Here is a 24261-nt window from a genome sequence, read left to right as displayed (position 1 = left end):
AAGATTAAAATGTAACATCTATACCTACGGAGAAGGACCGGGAATATCCATATCCCACTCCAGAACCGGCGTTGTATGTTGAAGAGGTGTTGGTGAGTTCAGGATCTACCGTTTTATTGTGCTTCTTCAGGGCCGACCAGTAGAATAAATTCTCACCGGTAGCATAAACACGTACCGAGTTTAGTATTTTCTTGTTGACGGGGATGGTATATCCGATGGTCAGATTCTTCAGGCGGAGGTAAGATACATCCTGAAGATAACGGTCGTTTATTACTCCAAGTGCTCCGCCACTATAAGAGGCATATCCTCTCTGACGTGGGAAGTAAGCGCCGGGATTCTCCTCACTCCAACATTCTTTCAGGAAATCTTTATGAATGAAAGACAGAGAAGGGAATGAATAAGGTCCCCAGAAATTATAAGCATAAGTGGTAGGATACCAGTCTTGTTTGCCTACCCCCTGAAAGAAGGCGGAAATATCAAATCCCAACCAGTTGGCTCCCAGACGGAAGGTGTAGGAATAACGGGGCAGGCTGTTACCAATGATTCTCTTGTCACCCGGATCGGATACAGTGCCGGAACCTTCTGATAAAACTTTATCACCATCGAGATCAATAAAACGGACATCGCCGGCTCTCAGGTAATTGTCTTTTTTCGAGCTATATACGCGACCATTGACCGCTTTGTCATTATATTCTGCCTGGTAAGCGGCTGCTTCTTCATCCGTAGCGAACAGGCCGGATACTTTATATCCCCAGATTTCGCCTAAGGTCATACCTTCATAGTAGTCGGAAATCAGTTTATCCGGGTTGTTATATCTGGTTATTTTGGAAATATAATCACCGATAGTAGCCGAAATATTATACTTGAACGGCTTACCTGCTAATTTGAATTGGTCATTCCAGCCTACATATAGTTCCCATCCTTTTGTGCGTAAGTCAGCACAATTCTCTTTAGGGGTTTTGGCTCCATATACGGATGGGAGAGTAAGAGAAGTGGTCAGCATGTCTCTGGTATCACGCATAAATACATCGGCGGTCACATTCAGGCGGTTATTGAAGAATCCGAGATCAAGCCCCCAGTTGTAAGTGGTTACGGTTTCCCATGTCAATGAGGAAGAGATAGGATCGGAAATGTTTGCATAATTAGCCCTTTTGGTTCCGTCAAAAGTATATTGCATCAGGTTATCCGTTGAAATCTTATCTATATATGCATAGTTACTTACCTGTTGATTTCCAAGGCTACCGATAGAGAAACGAAATTTACTGTTGTTCCAGAAGGAGCGCAGTGGTTCCCAGAATTTTTCCTGGCTCATGCGCCAACCCACGGAAGCCGATGGGAAGAATCCCCAGCGGTCTTTGGAGGCAAAGCGGGAAGTACCATCCCAGCGACCACTAACCTCGGCAAGGTATTTACCTTCGAAATCGTAGTTTACACGACCGAAGAATCCTAAGGTGCGGAATGCAGAAATGGTTTGGGTAACGGTAGATTCGCCGGTAGCTACACTCATAGAACTTAAATCTTTACTCAGCAAATCGTCCTTTTTGACGGATAGTTCCGTTGTCCGGTAATCCTCAAATTGTGTACCGGCTACAGCCTTGAAATTATGTTTCTTTTTCCAGGTGTGTTCATAAGTTGCGTAGGCATTTACATTATGGTCGTCAATATCGTGGTGTATTTCCTGATAGAAATCGGTGATGGTGCCTGATGTAAATGTCGAGAATACACTTTCCTGACGGGAATAGTCGAAAGGCATACTGCGCCTTTTATTGAGTCGGTTCCTGTTCTTATATGCGTAGGAAACAGTTAAGACCAGGTCTTGGGTCAGTTTATAATCAAACTGGTTGGAGAGTATCCAGTATTTGTTTTCACGCGAGTTGCGTGCTTCATTTGCAGTGAGAAATCCACCATGACCTGCGCCTAAGGGGGAATTGGCTGTCAGTTGGTTGACGTACTGTACCACAGAACCGTCGGGATTACGTGGCATAAAGGAGGACAGTATATTGGATTGCAGGCTATGGATAGTCTGCTGTTCATCATAATAACCGGCATATTTATAAGATGTCGCATTATAGTTGACATTTACTGAATAACGTAGACGTGAGGTCAGGTCTATGTTCATCTTTGCACGGAAAGAGTAATTCTTATAGTTATCTTTATAGATATTGAAAAGACCGTCTTGTGTTAGGTAACGACCACTTACAAAGTAGTTCATTTTCTCGTTGCCTCCTGTGAATGATACATTATGTTCCTGTTCAGGACGAGTCTTCCGGTAGAAGTAATCATACCAGTCGAAGTTGCCGTAATAGTAATACTTACCGTCGTCGCCTACTACAGTCCAGGGGCGGTCGGGGTTTTCCGTTTTGTCATTTCTACGGTCGTAAAGCATTTGCAAGTCATCTTCCGTATAGTTTGCCATCAGCTTTCCCTGATAAGATTCATAGAAGGAATTGACAATATTTACATGATCATAGCCTGTTGTTATGAAGTCGGTTGAGGTGGTGTTTTGTTGCCATCCCAGACGGCCATTGTATGAAATAGTAGCTTTTCCGTTTGTATTCTTTCCGTTTTTGGTTGTAATGAGGATAACTCCCGAAGAAGCTTTGGCACCATAAATAGCCGAAGCTGAAGCATCCTTCAATACAGAAATAGATTCAATATCATTGGGATTGATTTGATTTAGATTTACTTCCATTCCATCTGCCAGCACCAGCGGGCTTCCGCCGTTGATAGAAGCTACTCCGCGAATATCTATATCATAACTGGAATCCAATGAACCGGAGTTGAAAGTAAGATTTATAGAAGGATCGGCACCTTGTAAAGCATTGGCAGCGGAGGTTACAGGACGATTATTGATATCTTCGGCAGTAATCATGCCTACTGCACCTGTCAGGTTTGCTTTCTTTTGCGATCCATATCCTACTACCACCACTTCATCCAGCATTTCGCTGTCTTCTTTCATAGTCACTTTCGTCAGTGCCTTGGCTCCGGCAAGGAAAGTCATTGTTTTGTAGCCGATGAATGAAATGGTTACTCCTGCGCTCTCCGGAACATTAGACAGTGTGTACTCACCGTCTACATTCGTAATAGTGCCCAGTGAGGTGCCTTTAACGGCAACACTGGCACCGATGATCGGTTCTCCTGTTTCATCGACTATTATTCCCGTAATAGTTTTAGTCTTCTGGTTGACAGACTCTTTTTTCAACAGTACTATTACATTGTCCTTTTCCATCTTGTAAGTAAGCTCCCTTCCCGTCAGAACTTTCTGCATCGTCTGGGCAATAGTGGCATTACTTACACTGAAACTGACAGCCTGATCCAGCTCTGTCAGCTTTTCGTTGTAGAAGAATTTGTAATCACTGACCTGCTCTATCTTTTTCAGTGCGGCACGTAGCGGAGTATTTTCCACGGTGACGGTGATTTGCGAGAAAAGCCCCAGTGATACACTCAAGAACAGAGAGAGGCAAAGAGCCCGCATAGTTCTTAGATTTTTGGTTTTCCTGTTTTTCATATCAAATAAATTAAGTTGGTTTGATAGGTATACAGGTTCCTTTATACTGCCGTCCAAGCGACTCTTAGTTTTTAACTCACATTAACAATATGGGATTTATTTCTCTTTTAATATAATGACTGAGTCCTTCACTTCGTAGCGGAACGGGGAGGTCAGCATTATAATATCCAGAGCATTCTGTATACCACCACCGGGTATTGTTCCGGTAAACCGCTCTTCTGCAATTCGAGGAGAGTCGATGTGTATCGTGACATCATAAACGCGTGAAAGGGCTTTCATAATGTTGTCCAGAGATTCGTTCTGGAAATACAAGCTGCCTTTGGTCCATGTCACATAATCTTCGGGATAGACTTTCTCAGTAGTAAATTTATGGGTGGATTTATTATAGTTTATTTTCTCTCCGGGTTTCATGACTAGGGAGGAAGAAGGGGTATGTACGCCGACTTTTCCTTCCATTAGAACTACGGTTACATCTTGTTCGTCCTGATAAGCGCAGACATTGAACACGGTACCGAGAACTTTTACTTCCAGTTCGCCTGCCTGTACAATAAAGGTATGGCGAGGATCGTGTGCTACTTTAAAGTAGCCTTCACCGTTCAGTTGTACCCGGCGCTCGTTTTTGCCGAAATCGCTTAGATAGCTGAGTTGGGAAGTTGAATTGAGGATAACATCCGTTCCATCAGGTAGCACTACCGTAGCTTTGTCTCCTTTATCGGCTTTTACAATGAAAGGTGACTGGTGACCAGTGTCGGAAATACTCAGGATATTATAAGTGAAGAAAGCGATGAAGATAGGAATGCAGATCATAGTCGCCCATTTTGCCCAAACGGGGACAAGAGCTTTTCTCGGAGAACGTTCTGTAGGCTTCACATCAGGAGTGCGGACAGGTTCATTGAGAACTTCCGCCTTAATCCGTGCGAACATCTTGTCGCGTAGGTCGAGAGGAATGTCAGCATCGGATTTCTCGAATTCCTCTTCCCACCAGTCGGACAGCTGCACGTTGTTGCGTATCCATCCGGCCAGTTCGCTGATTTCCGCTTCGGTAATGTCTCCTGCGAAATATTTCTCGGCTAAGTTCTTATAATATTCTTTCTCCATCTTCTTACTTATTTAATAGTATACAGTTACCCTTGCTTTCGTATCCAAACATACCGGGTATTATTGCATTTTGTTAACAAAAAAGGCCCATAAGACAAGAATCAGCTTATCGTAATGCTTCGTAAATTGCTCACGCATGAATTTCACGGCAAGTGAAAGTTGTGTGGCGACCGTACTCTCCGAGATGCCCATCTTCTCGGCTATCTCCTTGTTGGTATAGCCTTGGCGTTTACTGAGCAAAAAGATTTTTTTGCGCGAAGGGGGCAATTCTTCGGCCAGTGAATTTATATAGTCGTTCAGAAAGCGCAGGTCTGTGCTTTCTTCTGTCTGATGGTCCCGGTCGGGATTGCTTTTCAACAGGTATTCGGTATAGATGTATTCCACAGTCTGGTGCTGATACATATTCATCGACAGATTACGGGCTATGGTGCAGAGGTAAGAAACGAAATTTTCGGTAGGGTCAACCTTCTCACGTACTTCCCACAGGCGAATAAACGTCTGCTGTACCACCTCCTCGGCCATATATTGATTGCCGGAAGAAAGGCGCATCATAAAGTTGTAGAGCTTGCCGCTATACAGGTTGTACAACTTCTCGAATGCAGAAAAAGAACCCTCCTTCAGTGATTGTATCAATTCACTTCTATTTTCGTTTGCAATCATATATTATTGATTTAGGCCTCAAAGGTATGCCTTGTACTTACGTAACAGGTTACAATATTATTAATAATTTCCGGAATTAATGGAATAGTAGGGGATATTTTTAGTCTGCTTTATCCCTCGGACATAGTCAAAGCCCTGTCTACTCCGTATTAGCTCCATGTCTATACACTTGGACTTGGTACGGACTTGGTATGGACTTGACACGGAGTTGGTATGGTGAAGAAGAGTAGTATCGGAAAGTATGGGTATAAAAAAAGGAGTACCGCTGTACTCCAACCTTTGTTAACCTTAAATCTAATACTATGAAAAAAATCACATTGCAAATATAAGTGCTCACCCTGTTTCCTCCAAATATTTGCTTCCGTTTGATATTCCTTTTATAATTCTTTCACGGATATTCACTGTTCTCGCACACGAACTGTCTTTTTGAGACAATATAGTGGATGATAGTGGCTAAATGATTATCAAATAGCATGAGACCTCTTTTATGTTGCAAAGTTGCAAATCTGTTTCATTCGTTTCACAGAAGCTTCCACCCCCTGAAAAGAGTCATAATAATTGTATTTCTTTCAATTTTTTAAATATACATTTGTCAAATACAAAGCAAAGTTATGAAGGTTCGCGTAGGTTTATATATATTCTTAATACTCTCTTTTTTGATATTAGGAAAAGCAGAGATGCGAGCTGAAAGATTAGCAGCGAACAAGGATATTTGCAACCCGACGGACCGAATGTTACAACCGGAAACCTGGAGCAAAATATACCAATGGGTAATGAATGATCCGCAGGTGCCGGATAAAGAAGAAGTGCTGGCGTTGATCCGGCGACACTTCGGGAACTTTGAAAAACTGATAAAGCTGTTGCGCTATTTGGATGGTGGAAAACCTTACGCTTATTTGTCGGAACATCAATTCCGGAAGGTAGAACGGATAGGGGAGATGAAAGTCAGTTTGCCGATAGCTGCATTAGCATTGCCTGTAGATGCTTTACCGGAGGGAAAAATAGAACTAATGACTTTTTCTCCGTATGTTGAGGCAGAAAGCAAGAGGGAAACCCCGCGTAGAACGGTGATTGCGTTGAAGAACAATATACTTTATGATTTAGCTTTGGCTCCGAATGTGGAGGTAGAATTGCCCGTAGGGCAGCGGTGGTCTTTGAATATGGAATATAAATGTCCTTGGTGGTCGAACAACAAGCGCGGCTTCTGTTACCAGCTTCTTTCGGGAGGTGCTGAGGTACGTTACTGGCTTGGAAATCGTAAGAATCGTGAACGGCTGACAGGACATTTTCTGGGAATATATGCTGAAGGGGGAGTGTACGACTTCCAGTTTGATAAGGATAAAGGATATCGGGGAAACTATTATGCAGCTTCTGGACTGACTTATGGTTACAGTCATCGACTGGCCCGGCACCTGGCTCTTGAATTCAGTCTGGGGATTGGCTATCTGGAAACAGAATACCGAAAATATACTACCTACGAAAGTGATTTGATATGGACAAGTAGCGGACGCTATCATTTTATAGGGCCTACGAAAGCCAAGGTTTCTTTGGTATGGCTCATTCAGGGAAGGAGGCGGTAGCTATGCGGTGTACAAAATGTGTGTTTCTTTTGCTTCTATTGGGGCTATCGGTACTTTTAGCGGGATGTGAGTTTAGAGATATACTGGACGATTATCCTGTCAGCGGAGTACAGATTAAGCTTAATTGGAAGGGGGTGACGGAGCAGTTACCCGAAGGAATGAGGGTGATCTTCTACCCGAAAAGCGAAGAAGGAAGAAAGGTGGAGAGCTATCTCTCGGTTGAGGGGGGAGTGGTGAAAGTACCACCGGGATATTATGACATGGTGATTTACAATTATAATACGGAGAGTGTGTTGATTCGTGGTGATGGGGCGTTTGAGACGATTGAGGCTTACACCGGACCGTGTACAGGGCTTAGTACCAGTGAAGCGATGGTGTGGTCACCGGACCCTTTGTATGTAGTAAGTGTGAAAGATATGAGAATAGAAAAGAGTGAGAAGATGCTTTTGATGGAGTTTCAGCCGAAACTGGTGGTCAAGAACTATTCTTTTGAAATAAAGGTGAAAGGATTGAAGAATGTGGCAAGCATTATCTGTAATGTAGACGGGATGAATGGTTCTTATTACATCAGTAATGGCTCATGTACAGCAAGTGTTGCCCCAATTTATGTAGAGGCCCGAAAAGGAGGTGATGTAATACGTGGTAGCTTTTCTGCTTTTTTTACGTCAGAATCAGCAGGTACACGTTCAGGCAGCGAGGTAACGATGAAATTACTACTTGTGAAAGTCGATAATACGGTTCAGGAAGTAAAGGTTGACATAACAGCTGCTGTAACTACTCCATCTCCTCCGCCTGCTCCTCCTGAAGAGGGAGGGGGAGATCCGGCAACGGATATTGAAATACCGATTGATGAAGAAATAGAAGTGGATGATGTGGAAGTTCCTCCCGATGGAGGCGGTGGTATGGGTGGTGATGTAGGAGATTGGGATGATGAGACGGATGTGGAATTACCTGTAAATTGAAAGTAAATAAATTAAAATATTAACTTATAAAACAAACGATTATGAAGAAGATTTTATTAACAGCAGTTGCTGCGTTGGCAATCGTAGGTTGCTCACAGAATGAAGAGATTGAGAAGGCTGGTGAAAAGGCGGAGATTAACTTTAGTAGTATAGTTGGGAAAAGTACAAGGGCAACAGAGGTAACCTTGGATAAATTAAAAACAAACGGATTTTATGTCTATGCCTATAATACAGGAGAGTTGGCTTTGGGTGCAGGAACTCTTGACAAATCTCTGATGGAGAATGAGAAAGTTTCATGGGATACCGGTAACTCTGTTTGGAAAAGTGCTACTTATTATTGGCCAAGTACTGGTAATGTTCAATTTTTTGCTTATGCCTCTACTAAGGCTTCAGCTGCGTTGACTGTTACTCCTACAGATAATTATCCTACTATAGCTAACTATACAGTTTCTGCTAAAGCAAGTGAACAAGAAGATTTACTGGTGGCTAAAGTTACAGGTACAAAGTCTACTAAAACTGTGACATTTGTCTTTTCTCATATTTTAACGCAAGTGAATTTTTCAATAAAAGCAGGTGATGCCACAGATAAATTGAATTATATAGTAACAGAACTCTCACTTCAAAATATTGGGAGTGTAGCTACATATAGTTATGATGAAACTTGGGGAAGTGCAACAAATCCGCTTACATATGCTTGTGCTTTAGATGAAACAGAAGCAAATAATACTGTTACTGGTAGTGATTCTGCTCCTCTAGGTACTGAAGCTCTAATGTTACTGCCTCAAACCTTAGGGAGTGATGCTAAAATAGTAGTTAAGTATAAAATTGTCGATGCAAAAGGTGTCGAGTATTATTCGACTCCTGAAGGGGGAAAGGAAATTTCATTATCTGGCATTGTGTGGAATGCCAATAATAGAATACGCTATACATTAACTCTAACCAATGGTGCAACTCCTATTGGATGGGATGTTGAAAAGATTAATGGATGGGATACAGAAGGTAATACAGATAAAAATACTCCTGCTGGCTAAATGTTAAATTGTATTTATGAACACTATTCATAAGATTGTATAAATAAAAAACTACGGGATTCTTCTCGTAGTTTTTTATTTATATGTCTTCTTTTTGAATGCAGGAACTAAGTATCCATATTTCTAAATAAAGTAATAAAAGAATTAGCCGGATAAGAGAGCTCAAAAACAGCATAAACAGCTTGGAATGCACAAAGAATGTACTACTTTTGTCTAAACTTATAATTTATCAAAGTTATAGAATGCATTAACGAAATGAAAAAGAATCTACTATTGTTATTACTATGCCTGTTTTGTTCAGTTAATCTCTGCAATGCAAAAGCAAAAAGTGCATTTACAGTTTTTCAATTAAACCTGTGGCATGGAGGTGCTAAAGTGCCTAATGGAGATCAAGGAATTATTGATGTATTGGATCAGATGGATGCAGATGTAGTTTTCCTATGTGAAGTCAGAGATGGAAAGCGGTTTATACCACACGTGATAGAGGAATTGAAGAAAAGGGGAAAGCATTATTATGGAGAGACTTTCGATCTGGCAATTGGTATTTTAAGTAAGTTCAAACCGGATAGCATGACTAAATGCTGCATTGTACCGGGTGATGAAAGTCGTGCTATGGTGAAAATGACAACCACAATCGAAGGGCAGCCGGTTTCTTTTTATTCCTGCCATTTAGATTATCGGAATTATGAATGTTATATGCCACGTGGATATAGTGGCACGAGCTGGAAAAAGATAGATAATCCTATAACAGATGAGTCCGAGGTCCTGAAAGCCAATCGTTTGTCATTCAGAGATGAGTCTATCCGTGCTTTCGTGGAAGAAGTGCAAACCGATATTAAACAAGGACGTCCGGTTATTATGGGAGGAGATTTCAACGAGCCTTCCCATTTGGACTGGCAGGCGGACACAAAAAATCTATGGGATCACAATGGGGCTGTCATTCATTGGGATTGTTCTATGATGCTTCATGAAGCTGGATTCAAGGATAGTTATCGTGAAAAATATCCTAATCCTGTTCGATATCCCGGCTTCACATTTCCCGCAGGAAATAAGCTTGCAGAAGAAGCTAAACTGGAAAAATTAGCTTGGGCACCCGAAGCCGATGAACGTGACCGGATTGATTTTATTTATTATTATCCGATGAACTCGATTCTTTCATTGAAAAATTGCATATTGGTAGGACCTTCCGAAACAGTTGTGAGAGGCATAATAACAGAAAATGATTCCAAAGATAAGTTCCTGACCCCCTCCTGTGTTTGGCCTACAGATCACAAAGGGAACCTTGCAACTTTCAAGATTCAGAAGGCTTCTTCGAAGTCGTTATAAGAGACTGCGCTTGCCATAGCATTATTGGATGATAGATTGAAGAATTATCCCCGAAGACTTTCCCTTTTGTAAAGTCTTTGGGGATTTTTTTGTTTCTTCCCATAATATTCTTATTTTTGCCGCACAATAACAAACAAAAAACATTCAATCTACAATGCAAACTTACTCTGCATGTGGTGCGGTCATATCGTGTCAGCAGTGCCCTAAGGCTGTGGCTAATGCTATCATTTATGCCTCTCATTCAAGAGGCTTCCACCTTCCTGCCCAAAAATGCGAAGAGAATATCATGATTTTTCTGTTAGAAGGAGAAGCTCTTGTCAACAGTCAGGAGTATGCAGGTACTGTGCTGCATGCCGGTGAGTTTATTCTTCAGGCTATCGGTTCAAAGTATGAGATTCTTGCTCTGACGGATGTGGAATGTGTTTGTTACCGCTTCAATCAGCCTGAATTGTTTTGCGAGGAACGCTATAAATATATAATGAAAAGTGTAACTCCTCCCCTCATATTCACGCCTTTGAAAATTACTAATGAATTGAATTTCTTTCTGAGTGCTTCAAAAGCTTATTTGGTAGAAGAGAAGATTTGCCGGGAATTGCTTTCTCTTAAACGGAAAGAACTTGCTTTTATTCTGGGACAATATTATTCTGATTATGATCTCTCTATGTTGGTGCATTCACTGTCCAGATATACGTCCAGCTTTGAGTATTTTGTTTTACAAAACCATATGAAGGTGAAGACTGTGGAAGAATTAGCCCAATTAGGTGGTTACACTACTACCACCTTCCGGCGCATTTTCAACTCTGTGTTCCATAAACCTGTTTATGAGTGGATGATGGAGAAACGCAGAGAGAGCATAGCTTATGAACTTCGGTATACGGATGCCACTATCTCCGAAATCTGCTATAAATATGGTTTCGAATCTTTACCTCATTTCTCTAACTACTGTAAGAAGTATTTTGGTTCTTCCCCTCGCGGGCTTCGTTCGGTGCAATCTGTTGCTACTGAGGAGACGCAGACTTTTTGCGGAGAGGCTGGTTAAAACGGTATTTCACAGAGACGATGAAGTAACTGCCTATCTGTTGCGTATGGCTCTCGTAAAAGCCATCTGCCATAGTGCTGCGGTAATAACTCTTTTGTTGGCTGAGTATATCCACCCAGTTGGCTGATACTTCGGCTTGCTTCTTTTTCAGGAAACGCCATGTGATACTTGCGTTCCATACAAATTGGTCGTCTTCCCCCTTCTTTATGTTCGTACCGTTTCGGAAAGAATAATTCGCATCGGTTCTCAGCTGTATACTTTTTGGTAAATCGGCAAAGGCGTTTATTCCGAAAGCATAATTACGGGTGTAAGTATCTGTTTCCAGAAGCGAGTTGGCAGAATGTTGAAAATTCCATCTTCCGTTCAGGTCGAAGTTTCCCCATTTAGGCTGATAGGATAGGCGGAGATCAGTGTTTATCCCGGTGTTGTGAGTGGTGCTACGCTCCGGTTGTTCGGTCTGGTTTTCGTTGATGAGGCTGACATCTTGCGCAAAAGAGCCTCCGGCATTGGCATTCAGGCTAAAACTTTTGATGCGCTTCTGATATCGAAGTACACCGTTCATGTTCCAGTTACCGTTGATATTGACCGGATAGGTTTCACGCCCGCCTGTCTGCTGGTTGTAGGTCACTGCGCGGGTCTGGCTGTTGATTCTGTTGTTCCAGTTCAGTGTGGCAAAGATGCCTTGCTTCGTATTCTGTGCTTCCAGTCGGACGGATTGATTGTAAGTAGGCTTCAGATTGGGATTGCTTCGCGTAATGTTGAGCGGGTCGCTGATGTTGGTGGGGGCGATCAGATCGTATAATGACGGTTGCGAGGTATTTCCATAATAGTGCAGGATGACCCTGTTTTTCTTTTTCTGCCATGAGACGAACAACATAGGCTGGAAACCGACAGAGCGAAGGGTGGTATCTGCTTTATGTAAACCTGTTTTTTGGTTCAGGCTACGGCGTTCGGGTTTTACGGACATCCCGGCATTGACATTCCAGGTGGTGTCGGAGTAGTTAAGAAACAGATTGATTCCGTGTTGCAGGGTACTGCTATGGCTTCGGTTACTCAGACTGTCGATGTAACTCGTCTCATATCCTTCGGGCAGATAGCCGGGCTGCACCTCCGCTTCTTCCATAAAGCCGGACAGGTCGTATGTATTGCGGTCATTTTTCTGCTTGCTATAATTGAAATTATATGAGATCTGTGAGCGTAGTTTCTTGGTGAAAGGATGGGTGAACATTACCCCGATGCCTTGTGAACGGTTGGGCGACAGGTTCGATGAGTACTGGTTGCGGTAGAGTATGGAGTCGTTTCCGGCACTGTTTTTCAGTTGATAATAGGTCGTTGACGATACGGAGAAGTTGTTATTGTCATTTTTACTATCATTGTATTGAGCTGTCAGTCCAACGGAAGTTCCTTTTTTATTGATCCGGCGCATGATATTTGCGTGGAAGGAAGACCGGTGTTGATTGCCTCTCGTCAGCGACCCCATAGAAATATCATTGATTTTTTGATCATCGGGTACTTCACTGATGGTACTGAAAGGGTCCAGGATATCCAGATGAGGGTTTTCATTGAATGTACCCTGGCGGTTATTATTGGCACTATTATTACGGGTGAGATTGAAATTACCGTAGATATTAACAAAGGTCATGCTATCTACCTGCCAGTTTAAGCCCAATGTCGCATTCATATTACGGCTGCCGTTCGTATTGTCGCCGGCAGAGTATTGGTATTTGTTTCCGCTTGTCAGGTATTGTTCATTGTAGGATGTGGATACGTTGCCTTGGTTATTGTGGTGATAGGACATATTCCCGTTGAGAGTCAGTTTTTTATTGTACTTTTGGGTAAAGTTCAATGCAACGTTCTCCTGTATGTTGTCTTTATAGCTGGTTCTCATGTTGAGATTACCGGAATTGGCAATGACGGAGAGGTTGTTTCCGTTATTCTTGAAGTAGTTACCTTGCAGGTTGAAGTCCTTTTTGTTGTTATTGCCATATCCGGCTTGTCCAGATAAAAGAAGGGTTCCGTTGAATTCTGCTTTGGTCTGCAAGTCGAGTACATAGTTTTCCTTTCCGGTACTGACGCCTGTCAGCTTTTCCAGTTTGCTCTTCTTATCGTATACTTTTATCTTGCTGATTAACTCTACAGGGAGGTTCTCCAGTGCCATTTTGTTGTCGCCCGCAAAGAAGGCTTCACCGTTTACGTTGATTTCATTGATAGGCAGTCCATTGTACTTCAGGGTTTTGGTTTCACTGTCATATTCCATTCCGGGAATACGTTTCACCAGAGCCTCCAGATAGGAGCCTTCCGGTGTTTTATAAGCTGCTGCATTGATGACGGTGGTATCTCCCACCTGGTCTATTTCGCGTATTGGAGCTTTAACAGTCACTTCTCCCAATTCGATGCCTTCCTCCAGCAGGATGCTGCCCAGATTAATGGTTGAAGCATTGCCATCCAGTTTTCGGAAGACAGATTGCATGCCCGTATAAGAAGCTTTGAGTAGATATTGTGTTCCTTTCTGAGTAGTAAACTGAAGGTTGAAGTGTCCGTCCGTATCGCTTGCAGCTCCTTTTATGAAAGTGGAATCTTTTCCTCCCAAAATAACAATGCTTGCGTAAGGTAAGGGTTCTTCCCCTTTTTGGGTATCTGACGCCGTGCACACTTTTCCCTTGACTGTTCTTGTTTTTTGAGCGAATAGAATAGTCGGGATTAGTAAGAATAGCAATAATATCCAGGTTTTGTGCACGTTCATCTTAAGTCTTTTATAGCAGTCACAAAATTAGGGAGTTTTCGTTTGTATACAATACTTTGATAAAGAAAATTTAAAATATCGCTTTTGTCTTTGTTAGCTAACGTGCGGAAATGATATGTACATAATGTCTAATGAATGCTTATTACAGTGAGAACTGTTTCTCGCTTAATTGAGAAAACTTTCTCACTATGTTGAGAGCTATTGCTCAACAAAGAGAGAAAAAGTTCTCACCCTATTGAGAATAAACAGAAAGTGTAGTTCCCTGATAATGGTTGCATAATAGGAGAGGCTTTCAGCCTTATAAAGTCCGCGTTCGTCCGTCTTCATCCGCGTCGTCCGCGTACCCATATTATTATTTATCAACCCACTTCTTTTCCACACGTTACAGAAAATAAAAAAAAGATTGAATATTTTTTGAATAAAACCTCTCCTTTTTTATAGATTATATTACTTTTGCTAGCATATTAGTCTTGCAATGAAAACCGACAAACTAAAATATGCTTTCGCCTTCATTCTCTTGCTATGTGCTTTTTTATGTGGGATCAATTTTAAACGATGGTATACTGCCAACCATCGGATAGAAAGAATAATTTCTCTTATGTATTCTTCCTCTCCTTATTATGATTGCTATGGAAATTTTGAAGAGCTTCTGAGGCAGGAGTTCAGAAAGCAGGGAATAGAGCCGATATTTGATAAATTTTATCTGGATTTCAACACAGTAGCCCCGGAAGAAGGGATAAAAAACATGGAGGCGTATCTTGAGATTATTAAAGATAAGCCGGTGGCACTGATTCTTACTGTGGGCGACCAGGCTGCATCTGCCTTATTTACCACCCGTCACCGCCTGCTTTCCTCTGTCCCTGTAGTAGCTTGCAATGTACATTTTCCCGATGAAAAACTTATAAAGGAATATGAGCGCAGGAAAGTTTATGTGTTGCGTGATGCACCGGACTTTCAACGTAATATCGATTTTATAAAATCTTTACGGCCACAGGTCGGGATAGATGTTATTTATAATATTGATCTGACTCCTCTTGGGCGCAAATCGTTTGATCTGTTAACCCGGTTTGCCGATAGAAAGGAAATGCGGCTATTGGGTTGTGGGTCTGCTTTCTCTGCAGAGCCTGAATATAAGGAATTACAGGAAATGGTTGAACATTATAATTTGATGCCTGCAAGAGCGGGTAGCCATGTTGGTAAAGATGAGATAACCATAAGCCTTTGTCCTTTCCGTTATACCAAAGGAACCTCTTTGCTTGTCGACATGGAGAAATCAAAGAGTGGGCAGGAGAAAGAGGTTTTCCTGCTGGATAAATTTGATCAGATGTCGCTCCCGATAACTAAAGCTTTGAATATTCCCTCTTTCAGTTGTATCCGTCAGGGATTTGGGGAGGATGCCAAAATTGTGGGTGGTTATATGGCTACTGATGAGATTTCTGCACGTACTGCGGCCGATTTTTCTGTTCGCCTGATGAATAAAGAGAAGATCGGTATGCCGAAAATCAGGGATATGGAAAAGGAATATGTACTGGATTGGACTTACTTTTCAGCCTATGCAGACTTTGATGTGGAAAATGTACCTGAAGATGTGCGTATTATCAATTACTCATTTTATGATCGGTATCGGAATGAGCTTTATTTTCTGACTGGATTGTTTATCCTTGCTTTTATTCTGGTATTGGTCAGTTGGTTGCGCATCCGTCGACGTTCGCGTGAGGAACGAAAGAACCTGGAGATGCTTGAGGAAATTCATAAGCGGTTGACGCTTTCCATGGATGGAGGACGAGTTGCCCTTTGGGATATTCAGGGGGATAATATTGAATTTGATGAGAATTATACTCGTTTGGTGGGAATGGAACAGAGGACGTTTGTGCGAACCGATTTCTTGAAATATGCATATCCTGATGATGTATCTCTACTGAATTCATTGTACGAAACATTGCATCAATCTACGGACATGCATGTTCGGCGTGTACGCTTCTCTTTCAGTGAAGAAAATTATCGCTGGTATGAACTACGGTGTCGCAGCCTGAAAGATGCCAAGGGGAGGATAATGCTGGCAGGTGTTATGCAGGATATTCAGCTACAGGTGGAGCGTGAAGAACAACTCATTCAGGCTAAGCAGATGGCCGAAAATGCTGAATTGAAGCAATCTTTTCTGAATAATATGAGCCATGAAATCCGTACTCCGCTGAATGCTATTGTCGGATTTACTAATTTATTGGTAGGCGAAGGTGGCGATGAGATTGAACCGGAAGAGAAGAAAGCTATGCTTGAGATTATCAACCGTAATAATGAACTGCTTTTGAAACTAGTCAATGACGTAGTGGAAATATCGCGTCTGGATTCCGGTAATCTGGATCTCGAAATAAAAGAATGGAATATGACGACGGTTGTGAAAGAGATTTATATGGCTTATCAGGCACTAATCAAACCCTCGTTGCAGTTTCATCTTGTTCTGGATGAAAGTCTTTCCTTGCCCGTCAGGATAGATCGTATGCGTTTTATTCAGGTTATTTCCAATTTCCTGAATAATGCGGATAAGTTTACCCGTAGTGGTTCGGTGACATTGGGATGTAGTGTGGATAAGGAGCATCGGAAAGTTAGTGTCTATGTGCAGGATACGGGAAAAGGAATTGATGAGAAGGAACTTATGATGATCTTTGACCGTTTTTATAAAACCGATGAGTTTGAACAGGGAAGCGGACTTGGACTTTCTATTTGTAAAGTCATTATTGAACGGCTGTGCGGGCATATAGAGGTGCAATCTGAAGTAGGAAAGGGGAGCCGCTTTACAGTTATCCTATCGTTAATGGATATCATTTGAAATCTCTGAAAGTATTTATTGTTAGATGATATAAAAACTCCTCTGTCGGTTTCCCGGCAGAGGAGTTCTGGTGATATTAATCAAATGTAGAAAGGGCTGATTAGTCTTTCAGTTTTGCGATGATAAAGTCGCGGTTCAAACGAGCGATGTTGCTGATAGAAATGTTCTTCGGACATTCAGCTTCGCAAGCGCGAGTGTTGGTACAGTTACCGAATCCGAGTTCGTCCATCTTGCTCAACATAGCTTTTGCACGGCGCAATGCCTCCGGTTTACCTTGCGGCAGCAAGTTCAACTGGCTAACTTTTGCGGAAACGAACAACATAGCAGAACCATTCTTACATGCAGCTACACAAGCACCGCAACCGATACAAGCAGCAGCATCCATAGCTTCGTCAGCAATCTGCTTCGGAATCAGGATAGCGTTGGCATCCTGAGGAGAACCTGTACGCACACTTACATAACCACCTGCTTGCATGATCTTGTCATAAGCTGTGCGGTCTACCATCAAGTCCTTGATAACCGGGAAACCGGCAGAACGCCAAGGTTCAACAGTGATAGTGTCGCCATCATTGAAACGGCGCATGTAAATCTGGCAGGTAGTAGCACCCGTTGCAGGACCGTGGGGATGTCCGTTGATGTAGAGCGAACACATACCGCAGATACCTTCGCGGCAGTCATGATCGAATACAACCGGTTCATTACCTTCAGAAATCAGTTGCTCATTCAAGATATCCAGCATTTCAAGGAATGAAGTGTCACCGGGGATATCTTTCATTTGGTATGTTTCAAAAGCGCCTTTTGCCTTTGGGCCTTTCTGACGCCATACTTTCAGTGTGAAACTTATATTTTTATCCATTTTCTTTGATTTTTAAGTTGACGAGTTGACAAGGCTTCAGTTAACAAGGGAGAATGTTCCGCTTATTAATAAGTGATGACAACATACGTATGATTTCATTGTTTAAGCTGTTAAGTTCTTCAAAGCTTTGAGTAGATAAGTAATGTATGTCATTACAAATAATGAGTTGGGTCTCTAACTCAGAAGCTGAACCTAAAGATATATATAAAAACTGAATAAGCTCTTTATCATGCCCTCTTCCATATCCTTCTGCTATATTTGAAGGTATAGAAACAGCAGCTCTGCGCATTTGCGAAGTAATGCCGTAGATTTCCTCTTTAGGAAATACTTGAGTTATTTGATATAAGTCCTTTACAAGTTTCATACTCTTTTGCCAAACAATTAAATCTTTATGATTTCTCATGCCTTGTTCCCTTGTTAACTCGTCCCCTGGTTAACTAATTATGATTTATAGTTACGAGTTTGTACCTTGATTGCTTCGTAAACCAACGGTTCTTTCAGCAACTCAGGAGCTTTTTCGTCGGAGCCTTGATATTCCCAGCAAGCAACGTAGAAGAAGTTTTCATCATCACGTTTTGCTTCGCCTTCCTCAGTCTGGTATTCTTCACGGAAGTGACCACCGCAGCTTTCGTTACGGTTTAGAGCATCGTATGCAACCAATTCACCCATGATAATGAAGTCGTACAAGCGGATAGCCTTATCCAACTCTACATTCATGCCTTCCTTATCTCCCGGAATGAAGAGGTCTTTTTCGAATTCCTTGCGGATTTCTTTCAGTTTGGCAATACCGGTCTTCAGACCTTCTGCTGTACGGCCCATACCTACATATTCCCACATTACGTGGCCCAGTTCCTTGTGGATAGAGTCTACAGACTTCTTACCCTTGATGTTCATCATCCAGTTGATTTTATCCTGGATTGCTTTCTCTGCTACTGCAAATTCAGGCAGGTCGGTAGAGAAGCGGGGAACTGTGATCTGGTCAGCCAGATAGTTCTGAATAGTGTAAGGCAATACATAGTAACCGTCAGCCAGACCCTGCATCAATGCGGAAGCACCGAGGCGGTTTGCACCGTGGTCAGAGAAGTTACATTCGCCGATAGCGAACAGACCCTTGATAGAAGTCATCAGTTCGTAGTCAACCCAGATACCACCCATTGTATAGTGGATAGCCGGATAAATCATCATCGGATTATAATATTTCACACCGGCAATTTCTTTTGCCAGTTCGCCCGGATTCACGTCAGTGATTTCTTCGTACATATCGAAGAGGTTACCATAACGTTGAAGAACGATATCAAGACCCAAACGGCTGATAGCCTCAGAGAAGTCGAGGAATACTGCCAAGCCTGTATTGTTCACACCGAAACCTGCATCGCAACGCTCTTTTGCAGCACGGCTGGCAACGTCACGCGGAACCAAGTTTCCGAATGCCGGATAGCGGCGTTCCAAGTAATAGTCACGGTCTTCTTCAGGGATATCGCTTCCCTTGATTTCACCCTTCTGAAGTTTCACTGCATCTTCTTTCTTCTTCGGAACCCAGATGCGGCCGTCATTACGCAGAGACTCTGACATCAAAGTCAACTTAGACTGCTTGTCGCCGTGAACAGGAATACAAGTGGGGTGAATCTGTACCATAGCCGGATTAGCCATCCAAGCACCCTTACGGTAGCAAGAAACAGCAGCTGTACAGTTACAAGTCATTGCATTGGTAGACAGGAAGTATGCGTTTCCGTAACCACCGGTAGCGATTACTACTGCGTGTGCAGCGAAACGTTCCAGTTTACCGGTAACGAGGTTCTTAGCAATGATACCGCGGGCACGTCCGTCGATAAGAACAACGTCCTGCATTTCATAGCGGGTATACAGTTTTACAGTACCTACGTTTACCTGGCGGCTCAATGCTGAATAAGCACCCAGCAATAACTGCTGTCCGGTTTGACCGCGGGCATAGAACGTACGTGATACCTGAGCACCACCGAAAGAACGGTTATCCAGCAGACCGCCGTATTCGCGGGCGAAAGGAACACCTTGTGCCACACACTGGTCGATAATGCTATTGGAAACCTCAGCCAAACGGTAAACGTTAGCTTCGCGGGCACGGTAGTCACCGCCCTTTACTGTATCGTAGAACAAACGGTAAACTGAGTCACCGTCGTTTTGGTAATTCTTTGCAGCGTTGATACCACCCTGTGCAGCGATGGAGTGTGCACGTCGGGGAGAGTCTTGAATACAGAAGTTGAATACTCTGAAACCCATTTCACCGAGTGAAGCGGCAGCAGAAGCACCTGCTAAACCTGTACCTACTACGATGATATCCAAGCGACGCTTGTTAGCTGGGTTCACTAATTTCTGGTGAGCTTTATAGTTGGTCCATTTCTCTGCTACTGGTCCTTCCGGAATTTTTGAATCTATCTTAGTCATAATGCTATTACATTTTAATCGTTTACAATTTACAAATTAGCAAGCACCGCCGCACAATGATTTTGCGAAGAATACGACAACTACCAAGGCGAAACATACAACGACGATAGTAGAGTAGATGTTGGAGATACATTTCCAACGGTTAATCCATACCTTGTTGTTCCAGCCCAGAGACTGCATAGAGCTCCAGAAACCGTGAGTCAGGTGGAACCACAGTGCGCCCAGCCAAATGAGGTAAAGCACTACGTATACCGGATTGCCAAATGTGTTTTCAATGTGATGAACACCATTGGCTGCATATGCCAGTGTGGCAGCATCGGTTTGCATACCCATGTTGTGCATCAACTCGGGAAGTTGCATTTTTGCCCAGAAGTTTACCAGGTGCAGGCCCAGACCTACGATTACAATAAGACCCAGTACGAGCATGTTCTGAGAAGCCCATTCTACTGTTTTGGGTTTATCAACTACGGCATAACGTTCTGTACCGCGCGCTTTGCGGTTCTGCATTGTCAGCCAGAAAGCGTAGATGATGTGAATGATGAAAAGGGCAGCCAGACCTACCGTAGCCACCAAGGCATACCAGTTTGCTCCCAGGAACTCACAAACCATGTTGTATCCCTCTGCCGAGATTAATGCAACCAGGTTCATCGCCATGTGAAACGTCAGAAACAGGACAAGGGCGATACCGGTAACGCTCATCACCACTTTCCTTCCTACAGATGAATTACTTAACCACATAAATGATTGAATTTAAATTATTTAATAGTTAGAAAATTTGCTTTTTACTTAGGGTCTTACTCTAATTTCCCGCAAAAATAGAAGAAAAACATTGATTAAACAAGGAATTAAAGAAATAATTCCGTAATTAGGAGAATAGACAGAAGTTGACAAGTCAGTCAGGGAACAAGGTGACGAGAAAAGGGTTACCCTTCCTCGTCACCTTGTTCCCTTGCTGAGTCGTCACTTTTTTCTTTTATAATAGTGATTTTCTCTCCACTGGCAGCGCGTTTCCGTAGTGAACGGGGGGTATCCCCAAAGGAGTCCTTACAGAAATGAGCGAAGTGTGATAGGGAATCAAAACCATAGCGTGCGCTAATTACAGAGATACGTTGCTTGGTGAATTGCAGATCGTTCAGAATACCTTCACGCTTCTTGTCCAGTATCCATTCGTACACCGGAACATTATACATATTTTTAAACAAACGACGAAAGGTAGTGGTGGTATATCCTCCTAAATGGGCAAATTCTTCCACATTCTTCACTTTGTCGTAGTTTTGCATAATGAAATAATGGAAACTTTCCGTATAAGTACTGATAGGATAGAAAAAAGTACTTATCTGGCGTAGTGGATAATAACAGGTTAGAATGTAAACCAGTTCCTGGCGCTTGATATCGAGATATTTCCCACAAGCGGAAGGTTGTTCTTTAAAATAGTCGGCGATATCATGTAGCAGTCGTTCCAGTTTTGCGTTAGCCAGCAACGGCGTGTAAATCAGTGGAGCTTCGGAACGTTCCAGGATCTCTTTATAGCGGTCTTCGCATAAAAGTGGAAGTTCCGTGAACCAATAGGCGATGTATTCCACTTCAGTCAGTGCCAATAACTCCATTTTTGAGCCGATGGCTTGTAATACACACTGTCTGCTTAGGAGCGTAGTGCCCGGATATTCGTTACTATTAATCAGCAATTCACCCTTTAACATAAAGATCATGCAGTTCTGGGTGCACTTCTCCGCTGAGAAATGCTGCCCCTGGGGATGTTGGCGAAGTACCAATGTCCCATCAGAAATTTTCGGGCATAGAGTGCAATCTACCTGCCGTGTGCAAAGAGTGTCTTTTGTCATGAAATATAGGACGAATTACTAAAATTATGGCAACAAAGATAGAATTTTTTTGTGAATACTCTAACAAAATCACCTATCTTTGCTGCAAACTATAAGAAAGACTGCATGAAGAGAACTATTTTTTTTGTATTTTTTGCATCATTAGTTGTACTCAGTATTTCTGCACAAAATTGGGACATCAATACCTTGCATAAAATAAACAGTTGGGATGGTAAGTTTATTCGCAATTATAATAAAATAATTTCTCGTACTGAACCTTATATTGCCGTTGGAGTTCCTGTGGCGATGGCACTGGCTGCATGGGTGAAAAAAGACCGTGAATTATTAAAGGATGCTGTGTATGTAGGTACCAGTGTTGCCGGTGCTTTTGTGGTGACCTACGGCTTGAAATATCTTATAGACCGTGAACGTCCGTTCGATCGTTATCCCGACCGGGTTCATGCTTATAGTCATGAGACCAGTCCTTCTTTCCCATCCGGACATACGGCAACAGCCTTTGCATTGGCAACTTCGCTTTGCGTGAAGTATCCGAAATGGTATGTGATAGGTCCTTCGGCTTTATGGGCTTGTTCTGTCGGGATGTCCCGTATGAATGAGGGCGTGCACTATCCGTCCGATGTACTGGCAGGTGCAGTCATCGGAGCGGGATGTGCGGTAGTAAATATCTATGTGAACCGCTGGTTGAATAAGTGGTTATTCGGTAATTAAAGCGGTAGTTTCTTCTCGTAAATCTTTTCGTTCAGTACTTTTAGTGCCTGTTGAACACTGTTGTTCGTGGTGTTTATCACCTGGAAGTATTCGTTCATATCCCAGAGGTCACGGGCAATCAGAGCCTTCAACTGTGTTTTTATCAGCGGAAGCGATTTATTGTATTGTTCTTCATTGAACTCGATCTTCTCTTTATCGGCAGCAGCGCGTATGTCTGCAAGCATCTGCTCGTCTATCTCAAACTTATTGTTGAAAGTATCGAACTTCTTGTACTGTTCCTGTAATTCTTTCCGGTGGCTTTCGATGTATTTCGTGGTTGCTTTGATAACAACGCCTTTGGCAACCAAATTCCGGTGATAATCGGTGTATTGAGTGGTATCAATGGGTACGAAATAGTCGGGCATGATACCACCGCCACCATAAACGGTACGTTTCAGTTTCTTTGTAGAATTCTTCAGTGAATCGGGGAAATGGATGCTGTCAGCATGCATCATCTCTCCACGGTTGAAGCGCTCTATCAGATCCATATTGTATTTCTCCTGGGTATCCTCGCCTTGAAGTCTGGGATTGTCCAGATTAGCTGTATGGTCATACGGTTTTTGAATGCAACGTCCGGAAGGGGTATAGTAACGGGCGATAGTCAGGCGTATCATGGAACCGTCGGGCAGGTCGATGGGGCGCTGTACCAAGCCTTTACCGAAAGTACGGCGGCCCACAACAACTCCTCTGTCCCAGTCCTGTATGGCACCGGTAACGATTTCACTGGCAGAAGCAGAGTATTCATCTACCAATACAACGAGGCGACCGTTTTTGAAGTTACCTGTACCTTTGGCATAGAAGTTACTGCGCTGGGCGGCTCTTCCTTCGGTATATACAATCAATTCTTTCTGTTGCAAGAACTCATTGGCAAGATCGATGGCAGCGTTCAAGTATCCGCCTCCATTACCTTGCAGGTCGAGTATCAAGTCCTTCATTCCCTGTTTCTGTAACTCTTTAAGAGCTGCCGTAAACTCTTCGGCGGTAGTGGCTCCGAAGCGGTTGATGCGTATATAGCCTGTCTTGGGTTGTATCATGTAAGATGCATCCAGGCTGAGAATAGGAATTTTATCCCGTTTTACGGTGAAATATAAAGGATCATCTACTCCGCGGCGGACGATGGTGAGTTTAACTTCCGAGTCTTTGGGACCGCGTAAGCGCGTCATGATATCTTCTGTGGACATCTTAACACCTGCAATGGCACTGTCGTTTACAGCTACAATACGGTCTCCTGCCAGTATGCCTACTTTTTCAGACGGTCCGTTGCTCACGGGCTGTATAATCAGCAAAGTATCTTCTATCATCTGAAATTGAACACCAATACCTTCGAAATTACCTTGCAGAGGCTCGTTCATTTTCTTCACTTCCTCGGCATTGTTGTATGTGGAGTGCGGATCGAGCTGTGCCAACATACGGATAATGGCTTCTTCCACCAGTTTGTTTTCGTCTACCGAGTCTACATACAGGTTGGCTATAGCAAATTCTGCCATTTGTAACTTGCGGATTGTTGCCGCATTACCCGTATTTTGTGCCTGCATGGAAGCCATGCTACCACATATACATATTATAAAGATAAGGAGTTTCTTCATTATTCTTTTTACTAATCACTAATCATTAAATTCACT

Annotated in this window: 17 protein-coding genes; 7 read left to right on the top strand and 10 right to left on the bottom strand. The window is 42.7% G+C overall.

Annotated features, from left to right (window positions below; translation table 11 throughout):
• Positions 1-4: 4 nt before the first annotated feature.
• From DWW10_RS09350 to DWW10_RS09340, 3 genes are all read right to left on the bottom strand, one after another.
• On the bottom strand, positions 5-3508 hold the full coding sequence (locus DWW10_RS09350) for a TonB-dependent receptor (RefSeq protein WP_259320455.1): 3504 nt from the start codon (positions 3506-3508) through the stop codon (positions 5-7).
• Between the two features lie 96 nt (positions 3509-3604).
• Positions 3605-4606, bottom strand: coding sequence for a FecR family protein (locus tag DWW10_RS09345; RefSeq protein ID WP_118420782.1), 1002 nt, complete (start codon positions 4604-4606; stop codon positions 3605-3607).
• Between the two features lie 60 nt (positions 4607-4666).
• The gene (locus tag DWW10_RS09340; protein WP_022393061.1) at positions 4667-5266 is read right to left on the bottom strand and encodes an RNA polymerase sigma-70 factor; all 600 of its coding nucleotides are present in this window, start codon (positions 5264-5266) and stop codon (positions 4667-4669) included.
• A gap of 611 nt (positions 5267-5877) precedes the next feature.
• On the opposite strand from DWW10_RS09340, the gene DWW10_RS09335 reads away from it, so the two are divergent.
• From DWW10_RS09335 to DWW10_RS09315, 5 genes are all read left to right on the top strand, one after another.
• Positions 5878-6846, top strand: a complete 969-nt coding sequence (locus DWW10_RS09335) for a DUF3575 domain-containing protein (protein ID WP_022393060.1) — start codon at positions 5878-5880, stop codon at positions 6844-6846.
• Positions 6847-6848: 2 nt separating this feature from the next.
• Positions 6849-7808, top strand: coding sequence for a DUF5119 domain-containing protein (locus DWW10_RS09330; protein ID WP_259320454.1), 960 nt, complete (start codon positions 6849-6851; stop codon positions 7806-7808).
• A 41-nt stretch (positions 7809-7849) separates the two neighbouring features.
• A complete protein-coding gene (locus DWW10_RS09325) occupies positions 7850-8839 on the top strand; it encodes a fimbrillin family protein (RefSeq protein ID WP_022393058.1) in 990 nt (329 codons plus the stop codon).
• A 255-nt stretch (positions 8840-9094) separates the two neighbouring features.
• Entirely contained in the window at positions 9095-10165 is a 1071-nt protein-coding gene (locus tag DWW10_RS09320) for an endonuclease/exonuclease/phosphatase family protein (protein ID WP_022393057.1), read from the top strand.
• A 154-nt stretch (positions 10166-10319) separates the two neighbouring features.
• A complete protein-coding gene (locus DWW10_RS09315; protein ID WP_022393056.1) occupies positions 10320-11204 on the top strand; it encodes a helix-turn-helix domain-containing protein in 885 nt (294 codons plus the stop codon).
• Here the strand turns inward: DWW10_RS09315 and DWW10_RS09310 are convergent.
• Positions 11164-13947 carry a TonB-dependent receptor gene (locus DWW10_RS09310; protein WP_022393055.1) on the bottom strand — a complete coding sequence of 928 codons (2784 nt, stop codon included), beginning with the start codon at positions 13945-13947 and terminating at the stop codon, positions 11164-11166. The two genes, DWW10_RS09315 and DWW10_RS09310, sit on opposite strands and share 41 nt — an antisense overlap.
• A gap of 475 nt (positions 13948-14422) precedes the next feature.
• Between DWW10_RS09310 and DWW10_RS09305 the strand changes: the two genes are divergently transcribed.
• The gene (locus tag DWW10_RS09305) at positions 14423-16774 is read left to right on the top strand and encodes a sensor histidine kinase (protein WP_118420784.1); all 2352 of its coding nucleotides are present in this window, start codon (positions 14423-14425) and stop codon (positions 16772-16774) included.
• Positions 16775-16874: 100 nt separating this feature from the next.
• Here DWW10_RS09305 and DWW10_RS09300 read toward each other — a convergent pair whose 3' ends face one another.
• From DWW10_RS09300 to DWW10_RS09280, 5 genes are all read right to left on the bottom strand, one after another.
• Positions 16875-17630, bottom strand: a complete 756-nt coding sequence (locus tag DWW10_RS09300; RefSeq protein ID WP_007660901.1) for a succinate dehydrogenase/fumarate reductase iron-sulfur subunit — start codon at positions 17628-17630, stop codon at positions 16875-16877.
• A gap of 40 nt (positions 17631-17670) precedes the next feature.
• Positions 17671-18033, bottom strand: coding sequence for a four helix bundle protein (locus DWW10_RS09295; RefSeq protein ID WP_022208624.1), 363 nt, complete (start codon positions 18031-18033; stop codon positions 17671-17673).
• A gap of 38 nt (positions 18034-18071) precedes the next feature.
• A complete protein-coding gene (locus DWW10_RS09290; protein WP_022393053.1) occupies positions 18072-20051 on the bottom strand; it encodes a fumarate reductase/succinate dehydrogenase flavoprotein subunit in 1980 nt (659 codons plus the stop codon).
• 36 nt (positions 20052-20087) lie between these two features.
• Entirely contained in the window at positions 20088-20789 is a 702-nt protein-coding gene (locus DWW10_RS09285) for a succinate dehydrogenase/fumarate reductase cytochrome b subunit (protein ID WP_007660895.1), read from the bottom strand.
• Between the two features lie 185 nt (positions 20790-20974).
• Positions 20975-21892: a helix-turn-helix domain-containing protein gene (locus DWW10_RS09280; protein ID WP_022393052.1), complete on the bottom strand. Its 918-nt coding sequence runs from the start codon at positions 21890-21892 to the stop codon at positions 20975-20977.
• 105 nt (positions 21893-21997) lie between these two features.
• Here DWW10_RS09280 and DWW10_RS09275 point away from each other — a divergent pair, with 105 nt between their 5' ends.
• Complete coding sequence (locus tag DWW10_RS09275; RefSeq protein WP_118216316.1) at positions 21998-22600, top strand: phosphatase PAP2 family protein; 603 nt, start codon at positions 21998-22000, stop codon at positions 22598-22600.
• Here the strand turns inward: DWW10_RS09275 and DWW10_RS09270 are convergent.
• On the bottom strand, positions 22597-24225 hold the full coding sequence (locus DWW10_RS09270) for a S41 family peptidase (RefSeq protein WP_022393050.1): 1629 nt from the start codon (positions 24223-24225) through the stop codon (positions 22597-22599). The genes DWW10_RS09275 and DWW10_RS09270 overlap by 4 nt on opposite strands.
• Between the last annotated feature and the right edge of the window lie 36 nt (positions 24226-24261).

This window comes from Bacteroides intestinalis, assembly GCF_003464595.1.
Classification (GTDB): Bacteria; Bacteroidota; Bacteroidia; order Bacteroidales; family Bacteroidaceae; genus Bacteroides; species Bacteroides intestinalis_A.
The sequence above is the reverse complement of the archived record's forward strand: the minus strand, read 5'-3'. Positions and strand labels throughout refer to the sequence as shown.

Bases quoted from the DNA above. Each gene is read 5' to 3' on its own strand.
- DWW10_RS09345 (WP_118420782.1), bottom strand. From the start codon at position 4,606: ATGGAGAAAGAATATTATAAGAACTTAGCCGAGAAATATTTCGCAGGA.
- DWW10_RS09300 (WP_007660901.1), bottom strand. From the start codon at position 17,630: ATGGATAAAAATATAAGTTTCACACTGAAAGTATGGCGTCAGAAAGGC.
- DWW10_RS09340 (WP_022393061.1), bottom strand. From the start codon at position 5,266: ATGATTGCAAACGAAAATAGAAGTGAATTGATACAATCACTGAAGGAG.
- DWW10_RS09270 (WP_022393050.1), bottom strand. From the start codon at position 24,225: ATGAAGAAACTCCTTATCTTTATAATATGTATATGTGGTAGCATGGCT.
- DWW10_RS09350 (WP_259320455.1), bottom strand. From the start codon at position 3,508: ATGAAAAACAGGAAAACCAAAAATCTAAGAACTATGCGGGCTCTTTGC.
- DWW10_RS09330 (WP_259320454.1), top strand. From the start codon at position 6,849: ATGCGGTGTACAAAATGTGTGTTTCTTTTGCTTCTATTGGGGCTATCG.
- DWW10_RS09335 (WP_022393060.1), top strand. From the start codon at position 5,878: ATGAAGGTTCGCGTAGGTTTATATATATTCTTAATACTCTCTTTTTTG.
- DWW10_RS09285 (WP_007660895.1), bottom strand. From the start codon at position 20,789: ATGTGGTTAAGTAATTCATCTGTAGGAAGGAAAGTGGTGATGAGCGTT.
- DWW10_RS09295 (WP_022208624.1), bottom strand. From the start codon at position 18,033: ATGAGAAATCATAAAGATTTAATTGTTTGGCAAAAGAGTATGAAACTT.
- DWW10_RS09305 (WP_118420784.1), top strand. From the start codon at position 14,423: ATGAAAACCGACAAACTAAAATATGCTTTCGCCTTCATTCTCTTGCTA.
- DWW10_RS09325 (WP_022393058.1), top strand. From the start codon at position 7,850: ATGAAGAAGATTTTATTAACAGCAGTTGCTGCGTTGGCAATCGTAGGT.
- DWW10_RS09320 (WP_022393057.1), top strand. From the start codon at position 9,095: ATGAAAAAGAATCTACTATTGTTATTACTATGCCTGTTTTGTTCAGTT.
- DWW10_RS09280 (WP_022393052.1), bottom strand. From the start codon at position 21,892: ATGACAAAAGACACTCTTTGCACACGGCAGGTAGATTGCACTCTATGC.
- DWW10_RS09275 (WP_118216316.1), top strand. From the start codon at position 21,998: ATGAAGAGAACTATTTTTTTTGTATTTTTTGCATCATTAGTTGTACTC.
- DWW10_RS09315 (WP_022393056.1), top strand. From the start codon at position 10,320: ATGCAAACTTACTCTGCATGTGGTGCGGTCATATCGTGTCAGCAGTGC.
- DWW10_RS09290 (WP_022393053.1), bottom strand. From the start codon at position 20,051: ATGACTAAGATAGATTCAAAAATTCCGGAAGGACCAGTAGCAGAGAAA.
- DWW10_RS09310 (WP_022393055.1), bottom strand. From the start codon at position 13,947: ATGAACGTGCACAAAACCTGGATATTATTGCTATTCTTACTAATCCCG.